The organism is Kosakonia sp. R1.Fl, assembly GCF_023516815.1.
In the GTDB taxonomy this organism is placed as follows: domain Bacteria; phylum Pseudomonadota; class Gammaproteobacteria; order Enterobacterales; family Enterobacteriaceae; genus Kosakonia.
Window position 1 is genome coordinate 5,143,866 of the sequence record NZ_JAMGSQ010000001.1, and the last position, 15,074, is coordinate 5,158,939.

Here is a 15,074-nt window from a genome sequence, read left to right on the forward strand (position 1 = left end):
AGGCCTCCCTGATCGACAAGTTTCTGCTTATGAAACCAGCAACTGGTTCATGCGGCGAATAAACTGGTTCGGATCTTCCAGCGTACCGCGTTCGGCGAACAGCGCCTGATCCAGCAGTAACTCGACCCATTCTTTAAACTGGGTTTCGTCTTGTGTATCAGCCGCGCGTTTCACCAGGGCGTGATCCGGGTTGAGCTCGAAAATATATTTCACTTCCGGTGCATTCTGACCCGCCGCGGCGAACAGTTTCGCCATCTGGGTGCTCATCTCGTCAGCATCGGTCACCACCACGGCTGGCGTATCGGTCAGACGGTGAGTCAGGCGCACTTCTTTCACGCGCTCACCGAGCAGTGTTTTAACGCGCTCAACGAACGGCTCCAGCGCTTTTTCAGCTTCTTTTGTGCTTTCATCCACTTCGTCTGCCAGTTTATCCAGCGAAGCGTCGGCTTTGGCAACTGACTGGAACGGCTTGCCGTCGAACTCGGTCAGGTAGCTCATCATCCACTCGTCGATGCGATCGGAAAGCAACAGCACTTCGATGCCTTTCTTACGCAGCAGCTCCAGATGCGGGCTGCTCTTCGCCGCAGCGTAGCTGTCGGCGGTGATGAAATAGATTTTTTCCTGCCCTTCTTTCATGCGCGACACATACTCTTCCAGCGACACAGTTTGTGCGGAAGAGTCGTTGTGCGTGGAGGCAAAGCGCAGCAGTTTGGCGATGGTTTCCAGGTTCGCGTGATCTTCGCCCGTGCCCTCTTTCAGTACCAGGCCAAACTGTTGCCAGAAGGTCTGGTATTTTTCCGCGTCATCTTTCGCCAGTTTTTCCAGCATTTGCAGTACGCGTTTGGTCAGCGCGGTGCGCAGGCTGCGCGTCACGCTGCTGTCTTGTAAGATTTCACGGGAAACGTTGAGCGGCAGGTCGTTGGAATCGACCAGGCCACGCACAAAGCGCAGGTAGTTCGGCATGAACTGTTCGGCTTCATCCATGATAAACACGCGTTGAACGTAGAGTTTCAGGCCGTGTTTATGATCGCGGTTCCACATATCCCACGGGGCCTGCGACGGAATGTAAAGCAGGCTGGTGTACTCCTGTTTACCTTCCACACGGTTGTGGCTCCAGATCAGCGGATCGGTAAAGTCGTGGGAGATATGTTTGTAGAACTCGTTGTATTCGTCGTCTTTGATTTCCGCTTTGTTACGCGTCCACAGGGCCTGCGCTTTATTGATCTTCTCCCAGGAAACCACGGTTTCGCCGTCTTTCTCTTCCTGTTTTTCGATCTCTACCGGCAGCGCAATATGGTCGGAATACTTGCTGATGATCGAGCGAACACGCCAGTCGTTGAGGAAATCATCCTCCCCTTCACGCAGATGCAGCGTGATTTCGGTGCCGCGATCGGCTTTGGTGATATCGGCAACGGTGTATTCACCCGCACCTTCGGATTCCCAGAACACGCCGTTTTCAGCGCTTTCACCCGCCGCGCGGGTGCGCACGGTCACTTTATCGGCAACGATAAATGCCGAATAGAAACCGACGCCGAACTGACCAATCAGCTGGCTGTCTTTCGCCTGATCGGAACCCATTGATTCCAGAAACGCCTTGGTGCCCGATTTTGCAATCGTCCCCAGGTGGTCGATCACTTCATCACGCGTCATACCAATGCCGTTATCGGCAATGGTTAGCGTACGGTTCTCTTTATCAAAGGAGACGCGCACGTGCAGATCGCCATCACCTTCGTACAGTTCCGGTTTGGACAGCGCGCGGAAACGCAGTTTGTCCGCCGCATCCGAGGCGTTGGAGATAAGCTCACGCAGGAAGATTTCTTTGTTCGAATAAAGAGAATGGATCATCAAGTGCAGAAGCTGTTTCACTTCAGACTGAAAACCGCGAGTTTCTTGTCCTTTCATTGGGAAAACCTCAACAATGCCATTTACAAGGTAAAAATGCGTTGAGGGAGAAGTGGGGATATTGGCGGGAATTTTCAAGCGGAGGCAAAAATTTCTGCCTCCGTTTGGTTAAAAACGAATCTTGTGGCGGCCGGCCAGCGAGTGCGACAGCGTCGTCCCGTCAACCATTTCCAGTTCGCCGCCCACCGGCACGCCGTGGGCGATACGGCTGGCTTCCACACCATACTGCGCGCAAAGCTCAGCAATATAGTTAGCGGTCGCTTCGCCTTCCACCGTCGGGTTGGTGGCGAGGATCAGCTCCTGGATTTTCTCGGACGCCAGACGCTGTTCCAGCCGGTCAAGGCCAATGTCGTCCGGGCCGATACCGTCGAGCGGTGACAGATGCCCCATCAGCACAAAGTAACGACCGGAAAACTGCCCGGTCTGCTCAATGGCGTAGATATCTGCCGGACTTTCCACCACACAGATTTGACCGTTTTCCTGGCGGCGCGGGTTGCTGCATATGTTGCAGACTTCCTGCTCGGTGAATGTGCGGCAATCGGCGCAGTGGCCGATTTCCGACATTGCCCGAGTGAGCGCCTGTGCCAGCCGCATGCCGCCGCTGCGATCGCGCTGCAACAGCGTAAACGCCATACGCTGCGCCGACTTCGGGCCAACGCCCGGCAGGCAGCGCAGTGCTTCCATAAGCTGCGTTAACAGCGGGCTGGTCTGCATCAGAACGGCATCTTAAAGCCTGGCGGCAGCGACATACCGGAAGAGACGGAGGCCATTTTCTCTTTCTGCGTTTCGTCAATGCGGCGAGCGGCATCGTTAAAAGCAGCGGCAACCAGATCTTCCAGCATCTCTTTGTCGTCTTCCAGCAGGCTCGGATCGATCTCCACGCGACGGCAGTTATGCGCGCCGTTGATGGTCACTTTCACCAGACCCGCGCCCGATTCGCCGGTCACTTCCAGCTGCGCGATCTCTTCCTGCATTTTCTGCATTTTTTCTTGCATCTGCTGGGCCTGCTTCATCAGGTTACCCAGACCGCCTTTTCCAAACATAGGCTTCTCTCTTTAGCTGTGGTGACTAACCAGAGTGATAAGTCACATTCAGGGTTGAAAACGGGTAGCCGCAGCTGCCCGTCAAAGGGGGCGGATACTCTCCTCGTCCAGATCCGCATCGAAAAAGCGTTGCAGCGTCTGTATGTTGCTATCCGCAATGATCGACTCGCGCGCCTGCGCAAGTTTTTCCTCATAGATTGCCTGGCGCCACTCCAGCGGCGTACGCACTGCCGGATTATCATCTTCAATGATAGTCAGTTCAACCGCCGCGCCATGTAATTCACTCAGCGCCTCGCCCAGCGTTTTCAACGCGCCCTGCGAGTTTAGATGGCGCTGAGAACTACGCAAATGCAGGCATATCCGTTCGCCGTCCTGCTCTTTCCAGGCGTTCAGCGCAACCTGCTCGACCAGTTTCGGCAATTTGAGCTGGCTGACTTCTTTCGCCCAGGCGTCGCGTTCTATCGCTTCTTCCGCCAGTTTTTTCGCCAGCTCTGGCGTTTTTTCATGCTCGAGCGCTTTTTTCAACGCTTTTGGTGTAGCGACAACTTCTTTTACCGTTTCCACGACCGTTGTCGCTTTCCAGCGGTAGGCTTCTTTTTTGGCCGGAGCCTGTTCGAGCGCCGACGGAGCCGGACGCGATTGCACGCGCTCGGTCACCGAAGCCAGTCGTTCCAGCGCGGCGTTACTCACCGGCCGCGCGCGGGTTGCGGCTGCCGGTTCACTCTTTTTTGCTTTGTCGGCTCCCTGCGCGCGTTGCAGTTGTCTGCGCGCCGCCAGCACCTGGCTGGTCGCGTCGGGCATCGGTACATCTTGCGGCGGCGGCATCTGCGAAGGCATTTGCGGTGCGACAGCAACCTGCTGCGGCGAGACTACCGCCGTGGGTGCCACGGGAGCAAAAGAGTGTTGTGGAGCTTCCGGCGCGGCCAGCGGCATACGCGGGTGGAAAGCCAGCGCGCGCAGCAGCGTCATCTCGACGCCCATACGCCTGTCCGGCGCAAACGGCAGCTCTTTGCGGCCAATCAGCAACGTCTGGTAATAGAGCTGCACATCGGCGGGCGGTACCGTACGGGCCAGCTCACGCAGACGGTGTTCAACCGGCGCCATATCGCTGCCAAGCGCCGAAGGAGTAAGCTGAACCATCGCGATACGGTGCAATAACGTTTGCATTTCCAGCAGCAACGCATCCCACTCAACGCCTCGCGAGGCCGCATCGTTCACCAGCGCCATTGCACGTTCGCCATTGGCGGCGACGACCGCTTCAACCAGCGAAAGCGCCTGGTCGTCATTCAGCGTGCCGAGCATTGAACTAACCACTTCAGCGGAAAGCTGGCCATTGCCGCTGGCTATCGCCTGGTCGGTCAGACTCAACGCATCACGCAGGCTGCCGTCAGCGGCGCGCGCCAGCAGTTGCAGCGCGCGGGGTTCGTGTTCGATCTTCTCGTCGTCGAGAATATGTTCGAGCTGGTTACGGATCTGGTCGACATCCAGCGCTTTAAGATGGAACTGCAGGCAACGAGAGAGAATGGTCACCGGCAGTTTTTGCGGGTCGGTGGTCGCCAGCAGGAATTTGACATGTTCGGGCGGCTCTTCCAGCGTCTTTAACAGCGCGTTAAAGCTGTGACGCGAGAGCATATGCACTTCATCAATAAGATAAACTTTGAAACGCCCACGCGCCGGTGCGTACTGTACGTTGTCCAGCAGATCGCGCGTGTCTTCCACTTTGGTGCGCGAGGCGGCGTCAATTTCTATTAAATCAACAAAGCGGCCCTGCTCGATTTCGCGGCAGTTATCACAGACACCGCACGGTGTGGCGGTGATGCCGGTTTCGCAGTTAAGCCCCTTCGCCAGCAAGCGGGCAATAGAGGTTTTTCCGACACCACGGGTGCCAGAAAACAGATACGCATGATGGATGCGTCCTGAGGATAAGCCGTTCGCCAGTGCGGTCAGCACATGCTCCTGGCCGACGACGTCAGCAAAAGTTTGTGGTCGCCATTTTCGGGCTAAGACCTGATAACTCATTGGCAGGCTCTGAAACGCTGGAAGGTGGATTTACGAAGGGATAATGCTAACACAGCCATGCTGTGAATACACTCCATCCCTCAGGCGTGAGGAATGGAGGTAATTGGCGTACACAGCGCGATTAATGCCCCGGGAACGGCACCAGGCTGTAGCTGTTAATGCCCTGTTTTTGCAGGCGCTGTTCGCCGCCAAGGTCGAACAAATTAATGATGAATGCGGCATCGGTCACTTCTCCACCCAGACGGCGAATCAGTTTTACCGTCGCCTCAATGGTGCCGCCGGTTGCCAGCAGATCGTCCACCACCAGCACTTTATCGCCAGGCTGGATCGCATCAACGTGGATCTCTAACTGATCGGTGCCATACTCCAGCTCATAGCTTTCGGCGATGGTTTCGCGCGGCAGTTTACGCGGTTTACGCACCGGAACAAAACCGACGCCCAGACCGAGTGCAACCGGCGCGCCAAACAGGAAGCCGCGCGCTTCGGTACCGACAACTTTGGTGATCCCGGCGTTTTTATAACGCTCAACCAGCAGTTCAATGCTGAGAGCGTACGCTTTCGGGTCTTCCAGCAAACTGGTGACATCACGGAACAGGATGCCCGGTTTCGGGTAATCCTGAATGCTTTTGATGCTGTTTTTAAGAAATTCAAGCTGCTGCGCAGTCGCTGTCATGGATTTTTTGCCTGATAGAAACGGTATTACTCACGGTACGCGCGTTGAAGGCTTGATGTAACCACTGATTAACATTTAATCAGCCGCACCCGTGCTCGAAAACGCTCGAATTTACTGGCAGTCCGCCACAATTGCAACTGCCTTCGCTGCGCTTTATGGTTTTTGTTGCTTTGCGTCAATCACCGGAATGCGCCACATAAATAAAAGCAGACAGGCCAGGATGAACAGCAACAGAATTCGAACCCATAGCATCTTCACGAAATACAATGAAATGGCGAACGTAACCAGGATGAGCGCAATCGCGCGCGGCTTCGCGCCCGGCGGCATCGCGCGGTACTGCTGCCAGTGGCGCAGGTAGCCGCCAAACCAGGAACGGTAGAGCAACCACTGGTGAAAACGCGGCGAAGAGCGGGCGAAGCACCATGCCGCCAGCAATATAAAAGGAGTGGTTGGGAGCAGCGGCAACACCACGCCGAGCGTACCAAGGGCTACCGCCAACCAGCCTATGATGATTAAAATAGTGCGTTGCATAATGCGAATCGTTATCAGGATGAGCGGCTAATGTAGCACAGTCAGGATGATTTACAGGGGGAAGACGCGTGAAAAGCGCCGTGCTTTTACAGAGGCTGGAACAACAACTCGCGACGCTACGCCAGCAGGTCGCACCGCTGGCGCATCACGCCACGGTTAGCGCCCGTTTTGACAGGCATCTTTTTCAAACCCGCAGTACGCGGATGCAATCTTATCTTGATGAAAGTACAGCGAATATGGTGGCGTTACGCCACGCAGTTGAGCATGGGCGGGTAGAACAAGTGGTCTGGCTGGCGGAGCATTTGACCGCGCAAATCGCGGCGTTAACGCGTGAAAGTGCCGTCTGGTCGTTGCGCGAGTGGGATCACGCATCGCCGGGCATCGCACGCTGGCAACGCAGACGCCTGAAGCATCAGGAGTATGAGCGTCGGCTGCTGGCAATGAAACAAGAACGCGAACAGCGTTTGCGCTCGGTCACGACGCTTGTTGAACAGCAACAGTTGCAGAAGGAAGTTGAAGCGTTTGCCGGCAGGCTCACCCGTTGCCGCCATGCGCTGGAGAAGATCGAAGGCGTGCTGACGCGCTTAACCCGTTAACCCAGGAGAGAGAATGTCACTGGAAAATGCCCCGGATGAGGTCAAGCTGGCGGTGGATTTGATTATGTTGCTGGAGCAGCATGATATTGCGCCTGAGCTGGTGCTGAAGGCGCTGGAGATTGTTAAAAAAGATTTTGAAAACAAACAACTGTCAGCCCCTCTCCCGTAAGAGAGGGGCCACGTTTTTTACTGTGCGACCGACGGTGTCGGATCGTCACCTTTTAGCTCACGCTTCACTTCGGTCAGCTCATCACCTTTATCATTACGCAGATGCACTTCCAGCTGGTTGAAGGCGATATCAATATTATTCTCGCGACACAGTTTATCGATGGTGCGGTTGAGCTCATCCACCGTATAGCTGCGATCGCGTAGTTCACGCACATACAGACGCAGCTCGTGATCCAGCGTACTGGCACCAAAAGTAGTGAAGAAGACGGACGGTTCCGGATCGTGCATCACTTTTGGATGCTCCATCGCCGCTTTCAGCAACACTTTTTTCACCTTGTCGAGGTCTGAACCATACGCCACGCCAATGCGGATCACCACGCGGGTAATGGTATCGGACAACGACCAGTTAATCAGACGCTCAGTGACGAACGCTTTGTTCGGGATGATGACCTCTTTGCGGTCAAAATCGGTAATGGTGGTGGCACGGATACGGATTTTGCTGACCGTACCGGAGAATGTACCAATTGTTACCGTATCGCCTATGCGAACCGGGCGTTCAAACAGAATAATCAGGCCGGAAACAAAGTTACCGAAAATTTCCTGTAAGCCGAACCCGAGACCAACCGACAACGCGGCTGCCAGCCATTGCAGTTTATCCCATGAGACGCCAAGCGAGCCGAACACGGTTAACGCGCCAACGGCAATAATGACGTAATTAAGGATAGTAGTGACGGCATAAGACGAGCCCTGGCGCATATTCAGCCGCGAGAGGATTAGCACTTCAAGTAAGCCCGGTAAGTTGCGGATTAACGCCCATGCCACCACAAAGACAATCACCGCAAACAGCAAGCTGCCAAGCGTCACGCTTTTCGTCACCGCCGCACCGGCTTCAGTGCCGTTGTAATGCCACAAGGTGATACTGTCGAGATAGGCGAAAACGGTGATCAAATCAGACCAAATCGCCCAGAACACCACGCCAAACAGCGCGACCATCACCAACATCGTGATACGCAATGTTTGCTGGTTAACCTGCTCCAGCGCAATGGTCGGTTCTTCTTGCGGCTCAGCCCCTTCCGCGCCCTCTTTCACCATATTCTGCCGACGCGCCAGCGCACGACGATACGCAATACGGCGTGCCGCTACGCTTAAGCCTCGCAGCACCGTCTGGTAAAGCAGGTTCCAGATAATGACCAGGTAAACCGTTTCAATCCAGCGCCCGGAGAGGCGCAGCGTGGTGTAGAAATAACCCGTCGCCGTCAGCACCATTAAGGCAATGGGTACAATCGCCAGCACGGTAACTGTCACCAGACGCATGCTGTGCGACTCTTTATCACGCCAGCTTTCGCGGAACATCGGCCACACCAGCGCGGTGATCACCAACAAGTTGATCAGAATGACAAACTGCCCGATCACATCATCCATCAGATGCAGCGGAGAAAGTTCTGATACCACCGACCAGAAGTGCAGCGGCAATAATGCCAGGCTGATACGCACAATCTGCCGACGCCAGTGGCTGGTAAGCTGGGCGGGCATATTAAAGTGGCTGACCGCAACGCCGTCTTTTTCCAGCACTTTCCAGCACAGGCCAAATACCAGCCAGAACAGCGCCAGTTTTTTACTGAATGCCCACAGCAGCTCGCTAATGTTTAACTGCATGGTTAGCAGGATCAGGCCGACTGCCAGGATCAGCAAACAGACCGGCAAGGCACGAATCAGATCGATAAAAATCGCTTTCGGGGTATGTAACTGGCTGTCGCTACGCAGTTGTCCGACCTGGGCGGCGAGTTTCGCCTGGTAGCTTTTCAGCCAGCGCAAACGCCAGCGAATCACCCCGGCAATCAGTAATAATGGCAAACCGGCCAGAAAGGCAATGGCCACCGCTGGCCAGGCTTTTTCCCAGTTAACGGTGATTTTGGTGCTTTTAACCTGGTCGCGTAGCGCTTTCGGGAAAGATTTGAACCACTCCCAGTCCATCGGCTTATTACTGTTCACCCAGAAGATTTGCTGGGTCAGGATCTCTTGCAAGCTTTTCGACACACTCATCAATTGCTGCTGATTCACCTGCAAGTTGATGGCCATCATAAGCTGGTTGCCAAGCTGCTTGTTCAGTTGATCGAGCAGTTCGCGGCGCATATCCACCACTTGCAACAGCGCGTCATGGACTTCGTCGTTAACCTCGGCCTGGTGCCCCTCTTCCAGCTTGGCGACAAAGTTATCGCTCTGGAACAGGGCATCGCGCTGCTGGTTAATGTCGAACTGCTCAAGACGCAGATCCGCAATGCGGTTGGTCATATCTTCCAGTTCATCCGCCGACGGTAAGGTCTGCTGTTGCTGGTAGAGAATACGCGACAACAGTAAGCTGCCTTTCAATACGGAAATCTGTTCTTTTATATTGCGCTCAGACTGCAACGCACGATCGAGCCAGTTTTTCACCTTGATATTCTGCTGCACCAGCGCGTTACCGCTCTCTGTCGCGGCAATCAATTTCTGGCTCAGTTGATGGTTAATATCCAGCTCTTGTTTTACCAGCGGGTTCGCCTGGATGCGCGCCGTTTCGTCTGGCGTAACCGCTTCTTGCGCGGTTTTTTCGGTTAGCGTCAGGCGCTTGCTGTTTACCGCTTCCTGCAATAACTGGAGCTGGTGTTCAAGGCGGTTACTGTTCGCAGTGACGTAATCACGCTGCTTTTGCAGCGTATCTTGCAATACCGTGTTGCCTTCCAGGCTTTTGCGCAGTTGTTCGATCTGCGCATTGAGCAATGCCTGCTGTGCCTGCAACAGATTTTGCTGCGAAGGACGCAGTGCGCCTTCACCCGCCGCAGTGCCATTCAGACGGTTGCGAATTTGTTGCAGCTGCTGCGAAGCGGAATACATAGAATTCTGCACACGCTCCGGCTGAGTCTGTAATGACACCAGTTGGCTGTTGTAATTGGATAAGTCATTTTGCGCGGTTTGTAGATCTTCCAGCAGTTGTGAAACGCGAGATTCCAGCTGGCGCAGGGAGAGCGAGGCCAGCGTTTTACGCGTCTCGTCGTCGTTGTCTTTATCGTTAAGCGCGTTGAGCGCATCCGTTGCCTGGCGCAGTTTGTCTGGCGCCTGGGCAACTTTCTGTTTGAGCAGCGCGGTTTCTTGCTTGACCCGGTCAATTTTGTCGAGCGTGTCCAGCGTCTCCGTTAAATCCTGGATAACCAATTTGTCCTGCGCGGAGTGCTCTTTTTGCTTATTCAACGCGTCAAGCTGGCTTTGCACATCGGTGCGGGAAGGCAAATCGTTGGTTGTCTGCGCCCGGGCGACGTTACTCGCAAGGCAAATAATGACAAGAAACAATGCGGCGGCAAAAGCGGCGAACGTGTTTCGCGTGCGATAGTTGTGCAACATAATTTGAGCGATCGTTTTCTGTTCGGGAAGGCGGCCGGAATAGCCACGTGCGCAAGAATATCACGCTGTTATGCAACAACCTAGCGAAGTGAGAAGCCTCCAGGAGAAATCCTGGCGGCTCGTAATGTTATGCGTTAAGCGCGTGCTGCTCAGCGCGTAGCGTCGGGCAGAGCTGGCACATCTCCAGCAAGACAGAAACGTAATCACGCGCTTCTTTTTTGAGATCAAAAGATTGCGGCGCAAAGAGCCAGTTTTCCATAATTCCCGAAACATAGGCGCGTATAAGCACTGCGACGCGGCGGGTCAGTAAATTGTCCGGCAGCAATTTTGCCTGCATACATTCGCGAAGTGTAAGCTCGATTCGATCATAACTTTCCAGACACAAATTCCGCTGCGCTTCTTGCACAATTGCCATTTCGCCGACAAACTCACATTTGTGAAAAATGATCTCCATCATTAAGCGACGCCGTTCTTCAACAACTGTTGCTTCAAGGATATAAACCAATATTTCTCTTAATACAGAGAGTGGATCGCCGGGGAATTTTGCCCGATACTCAGTCTCAAGATCGCTAATACTGGACTCTGATAGCTCCCATATTTCACTAAACAAATCCGACTTGTTTTTGAAGTGCCAGTAAATCGCGCCGCGAGTCACGCCTGCCGCCTGCGCAATTTCAGCCAGCGACGTTGCAGAAACGCCATTCTGCGAAAACAGACGCATGGCGACATCAAGAATGTGCTGACGAGTCTCCAGCGCCTGTTGTTTGGTTTTTCGTGCCATATGTTGGTGAATTTACAGGAGTCAGATTTACATACATTTGTGAATGTTTGTACCATAGCACGACCATAATATAAACGCAGCAATGGGTTTTTGGGCCATTGATCCATTGATCAATTTGAAATCGGACACTCGAGGTTTACTTATGAACAAAAACAGAGGGTTAACGCCTCTGGCGGTCGTTCTGATGCTTTCGGGCAGCTTAGCGCTTACAGGATGTGACGAAAAACCTGCGCAGCAGGGAGCAGGCCAGATGCCAGAAGTTGGCGTCGTAACGGTCAAAACTGAACCTCTGCAAATCACCACAGAACTGCCGGGCAGAACCAGTGCGTACCGCATTGCGGAAGTCCGCCCGCAGGTTAGCGGCATTATTTTAAAACGCAACTTCACCGAAGGCAGTGACGTTGAAGCAGGTGTCTCGCTCTATCAGATTGATCCGGCAACTTATCAAGCGGCTTACGACAGCGCGAAAGGCGATCTTGCTAAAGCGCAAGCTGCTGCGAATATCGCGCAGATGACCGTGAATCGTTATAAAAAGCTGCTCGGCACCAAGTACATCAGCCAACAGGATTACGACACCGCGCAGGCGGATGCACAGCAGGCTAATGCGTCGGTTGTCGCCGCAAAAGCAGCGGTTGAAAGCGCGCGTATCAATCTGGCTTACACCAAAGTGACCTCGCCAATTAGCGGCCGCACCGGTACCTCGACCGTAACGGAAGGCGCGTTAGTGCAGAGTGGGCAAACGACTGCGCTGACTACCGTGCAGCAGCTTGACCCGATCTACGTTGATGTAACCCAGTCGAGCAACGACTTCCTGCGCCTGAAACAAGAGATGGCCAATGGTTCTCTGAAACAGGAAAACGGCAAAGCGAAAGTGCAACTGGTCACCAATGACGGCATTCAGTATTCGCAGACTGGTACGCTGGAGTTCTCCGGTGTGACCGTTGACCAAACCACCGGTTCTATCACGCTGCGTGCGGTGTTCCCGAACCCTGACCACACTCTGCTGCCGGGCATGTTTGTGCGCGCCAGGCTTGAAGAGGGTGTAAATCCGAACGCGATGCTGGTTCCGCAACAAGGCGTTGCCCGTACACCGCGCGGCGATGCAACGGTGATGGTTGTGGGCGAAGGTGACAAAGTTGAAATCCGTAATATCACTGCGACCCAAGCCATTGGCGACAAATGGCTCGTAACGGATGGCCTGAAAACCGGCGATCGCGTGATCATCACGGGCTTACAAAAAGTCAAACCGGGCGCACAGGTGAAAGCGCAGGAAGTGACTTCTGACAATAAAGAGCAAGCCCAGGCCGGCGGCCAGTCAGAAAAACCGAAGTCTTAACTTAAACAGGAGCCGTTAAGACATGGCTAAGTTTTTTATCGATCGCCCCATATTTGCGTGGGTTATCGCGATTATCATCATGCTGGCGGGGGCGCTTTCGATCCTCAAATTGCCGGTAGCGCAGTATCCAACGATCGCGCCACCGGCAATTCAGATCACGGCTTCCTACCCAGGTGCTGATGCGAAAACGGTGCAGGATACCGTAACGCAGGTTATCGAACAGAACATGAACGGTATCGATAACCTGCTGTATATGTCCTCTGCCAGTGATTCCTCTGGTACGGTGCAGATCACTATCACCTTCGACTCCGGTACTGATGCGGATATCGCGCAGGTTCAGGTGCAGAACAAACTGCAACTGGCGATGCCGTTGTTACCGCAAGAAGTACAGCAGCAAGGTGTTAGCGTTGAGAAATCATCCAGTAGCTTCCTGATGGTTCTCGGTATGATCAGTACTGATGGCTCAATGACGCAGGAAGATATCGCCGACTATGTGGGCGCGACCATTAAAGATCCGGTCAGCCGTACTGCGGGCGTGGGTGATGTTCAGCTGTTTGGTGCGCAGTATGCAATGCGTATCTGGATGGATCCGAACAAACTCAATAACTTCCAGCTGACGCCGGTTGACGTGATTACGGCTATTAAAGCGCAGAACGCCCAGGTAGCGGCAGGTCAGTTAGGCGGTACACCGCCGGTGAAAGGGCAGCAGTTGAACGCCTCCATCATCGCGCAGACCCGTCTGACCTCGACCGAAGAGTTTGGCAAAATCCTGCTGAAAGTGAACAGCGATGGCTCGCAGGTTCGTCTGCGTGATGTCGCGAAGATCGAACTGGGCGGCGAAAGCTACGACGTTATCGCCCGCTACAACGGTCAACCGGCAGCCGGTCTGGGGATTAAACTGGCAACCGGCGCGAACGCACTGGATACCGCCGAGGCAGTACGCGCGACTATTGCCAAACTGGAACCGTTCTTCCCGCACGGTCTGAAAGTGGTTTACCCGTACGACACCACCCCGTTCGTTAAGATCTCGATTAACGAAGTGGTGAAAACGCTGGTTGAAGCGATCGTGCTGGTGTTCCTGGTAATGTATTTGTTCCTGCAGAACTTCCGCGCAACGCTTATCCCAACCATCGCGGTGCCGGTGGTGCTGCTCGGTACTTTCGCCATCCTCGCCGCGTTTGGCTACTCGATAAACACCCTCACCATGTTTGGTATGGTGCTGGCGATAGGCCTACTCGTAGACGACGCTATCGTGGTGGTGGAAAACGTCGAGCGTGTGATGATGGAAGAGGGCTTGCCGCCGAAAGAGGCGACACGCCGCTCGATGGAGCAGATTCAGGGCGCGCTGGTCGGTATTGCGCTGGTTCTGTCAGCCGTATTTATCCCGATGGCCTTCTTTGGTGGTTCTACCGGCGCGATTTATCGCCAGTTCTCGATCACCATCGTTTCTGCGATGGTGCTCTCTGTACTGGTGGCGTTGATCCTGACGCCAGCGCTGTGCGCCACGATGCTGAAACCGGTCGCAAAAGGCGATCACGGCGAAGGCAAAAAAGGCTTCTTCGGCTGGTTCAACCGCATGTTCGAGAAGAGCACGCACCACTACACCGACAGTGTGGGCAACATCCTGCGCAGCACCGGTCGTTATTTGCTGCTCTATATCATTATCGTTGCGGGCATGGCGGTGCTGTTTGTGCGTCTGCCAAGTTCGTTCCTGCCGGATGAAGACCAGGGTGTATTTTTGACCATGGCTCAGTTGCCTGCGGGTGCGACTCAAGAACGCACGCAGAAAGTGCTGGATGAAGTGACGAAATATTATCTGGAAAACGAGAAAGACAACGTTAACTCCGTCTTTACCGTTAACGGTTTCGGCTTCTCCGGTCGCGGTCAGAACACCGGTCTGGCATTCGTTTCGCTGAAAAACTGGGATGAACGCCCCGGTGAAGCGAACAAGGTTCCGGCCATTGCGGGCCGTGCCAGTGCGCACTTTGCGTCAATTAAAGATGCGATGGTCTTCGCCTTTAACCTGCCAGCGATTGTCGAGCTGGGTACGGCTACCGGCTTCGACTTCCAGTTAATCGACCAGGCTAACCTCGGCCATGAGAAGTTAACGCAAGCGCGTAACCAGCTGTTTGGTGAAATCGCGCAGCATCCGGATCTACTGGTCGGCGTGCGTCCTAACGGGCTTGAAGATACACCGCAATTCAAGATCGATATCGATCAGGAAAAAGCGCAGGCGCTGGGCGTATCAATTAGCGATATCAACACCACGCTGGGAGCAGCATGGGGTGGGAGCTACGTTAACGACTTCATCGACCGTGGTCGCGTGAAGAAAGTGTACGTGATGTCGCAGGCGAAATACCGCATGCTGCCAAGCGACATCGGTAACTGGTACGTCCGTGCAGCCGATGGTCAGATGGTGCCGTTCTCGGCCTTCTCGACCACGCACTGGGAATATGGTTCACCGCGTCTGGAACGTTACAACGGTTTGCCGTCAATGGAACTTCTTGGTCAGGCAGCTCCGGGTAAAAGTACCGGTGAAGCGATGGCCATGATGGAAGAGCTGGCCAGCAAGTTGCCTACCGGTATCGGCTATGACTGGACGGGGATGTCCTACCAGGAACGTCTCTCCGGTAACCAGGCGCCAGCGCTG

Annotated in this window: 12 protein-coding genes and 1 other annotated feature; of the genes, 4 read left to right on the forward strand and 8 right to left on the reverse strand. The window is 54.4% G+C overall.

All coding sequences use genetic code 11. The features are described 5' to 3' along the window. Positions 1 to 27: 27 nt before the first annotated feature. From htpG to M8Q36_RS24450, 6 genes are all read right to left on the reverse strand, one after another. On the reverse strand, positions 28 to 1,902 hold the full coding sequence (htpG, locus tag M8Q36_RS24425) for a molecular chaperone HtpG (protein ID WP_249879616.1): 1,875 nt from the start codon (positions 1,900 to 1,902) through the stop codon (positions 28 to 30). A gap of 108 nt (positions 1,903 to 2,010) precedes the next feature. Further along, positions 2,011 to 2,616, reverse strand: a complete 606-nt coding sequence (gene recR / locus M8Q36_RS24430; protein WP_017460002.1) for a recombination mediator RecR — start codon at positions 2,614 to 2,616, stop codon at positions 2,011 to 2,013. Further along, positions 2,616 to 2,945 (reverse strand): YbaB/EbfC family nucleoid-associated protein, encoded by a 330-nt coding sequence (locus tag M8Q36_RS24435; protein WP_007373594.1) that lies wholly within the window; start codon positions 2,943 to 2,945, stop codon positions 2,616 to 2,618. Before M8Q36_RS24435 ends, recR begins: the two co-directional genes overlap by 1 nt. Positions 2,946 to 3,026: 81 nt before the next feature. Continuing rightward, positions 3,027 to 4,964, reverse strand: a complete 1,938-nt coding sequence (gene dnaX / locus M8Q36_RS24440) for a DNA polymerase III subunit gamma/tau (protein WP_249879617.1) — start codon at positions 4,962 to 4,964, stop codon at positions 3,027 to 3,029. Next, positions 3,630 to 3,694: a sequence feature (DnaX frameshifting element), on the reverse strand. It overlaps the preceding gene by 65 nt. Positions 4,965 to 5,085: 121 nt before the next feature. Continuing rightward, positions 5,086 to 5,637 (reverse strand): adenine phosphoribosyltransferase, encoded by a 552-nt coding sequence (gene apt, locus M8Q36_RS24445; RefSeq protein ID WP_249879618.1) that lies wholly within the window; start codon positions 5,635 to 5,637, stop codon positions 5,086 to 5,088. A gap of 153 nt (positions 5,638 to 5,790) precedes the next feature. After that, complete coding sequence (locus M8Q36_RS24450; protein ID WP_249879619.1) at positions 5,791 to 6,168, reverse strand: DUF454 family protein; 378 nt, start codon at positions 6,166 to 6,168, stop codon at positions 5,791 to 5,793. A 68-nt stretch (positions 6,169 to 6,236) separates the two neighbouring features. Here M8Q36_RS24450 and priC point away from each other — a divergent pair, with 68 nt between their 5' ends. Further along, positions 6,237 to 6,764, forward strand: coding sequence for a primosomal replication protein N'' (gene priC / locus M8Q36_RS24455; RefSeq protein WP_249879620.1), 528 nt, complete (start codon positions 6,237 to 6,239; stop codon positions 6,762 to 6,764). A gap of 13 nt (positions 6,765 to 6,777) precedes the next feature. Further along, a complete protein-coding gene (rsmS, locus tag M8Q36_RS24460; RefSeq protein ID WP_249879621.1) occupies positions 6,778 to 6,933 on the forward strand; it encodes a pleiotropic regulatory protein RsmS in 156 nt (51 codons plus the stop codon). Between the two features lie 17 nt (positions 6,934 to 6,950). Here rsmS and mscK read toward each other — a convergent pair whose 3' ends face one another. Both mscK and acrR read right to left on the reverse strand, forming a co-directional pair. Then, positions 6,951 to 10,307: a mechanosensitive channel MscK gene (gene mscK / locus M8Q36_RS24465; RefSeq protein ID WP_249879622.1), complete on the reverse strand. Its 3,357-nt coding sequence runs from the start codon at positions 10,305 to 10,307 to the stop codon at positions 6,951 to 6,953. 127 nt (positions 10,308 to 10,434) lie between these two features. After that, complete coding sequence (gene acrR, locus M8Q36_RS24470) at positions 10,435 to 11,088, reverse strand: multidrug efflux transporter transcriptional repressor AcrR (protein WP_200552945.1); 654 nt, start codon at positions 11,086 to 11,088, stop codon at positions 10,435 to 10,437. Positions 11,089 to 11,230: 142 nt separating this feature from the next. On the opposite strand from acrR, the gene acrA reads away from it, so the two are divergent. Together acrA and M8Q36_RS24480 are read left to right on the forward strand one after the other, a co-directional pair. Beyond that, positions 11,231 to 12,424: a multidrug efflux RND transporter periplasmic adaptor subunit AcrA gene (gene acrA, locus M8Q36_RS24475; RefSeq protein ID WP_045509162.1), complete on the forward strand. Its 1,194-nt coding sequence runs from the start codon at positions 11,231 to 11,233 to the stop codon at positions 12,422 to 12,424. Between the two features lie 22 nt (positions 12,425 to 12,446). Beyond that, positions 12,447 to 15,074 (forward strand): efflux RND transporter permease subunit (locus tag M8Q36_RS24480; RefSeq protein ID WP_249882693.1); only part of this gene is annotated, 2,628 nt, incomplete at its 3' end.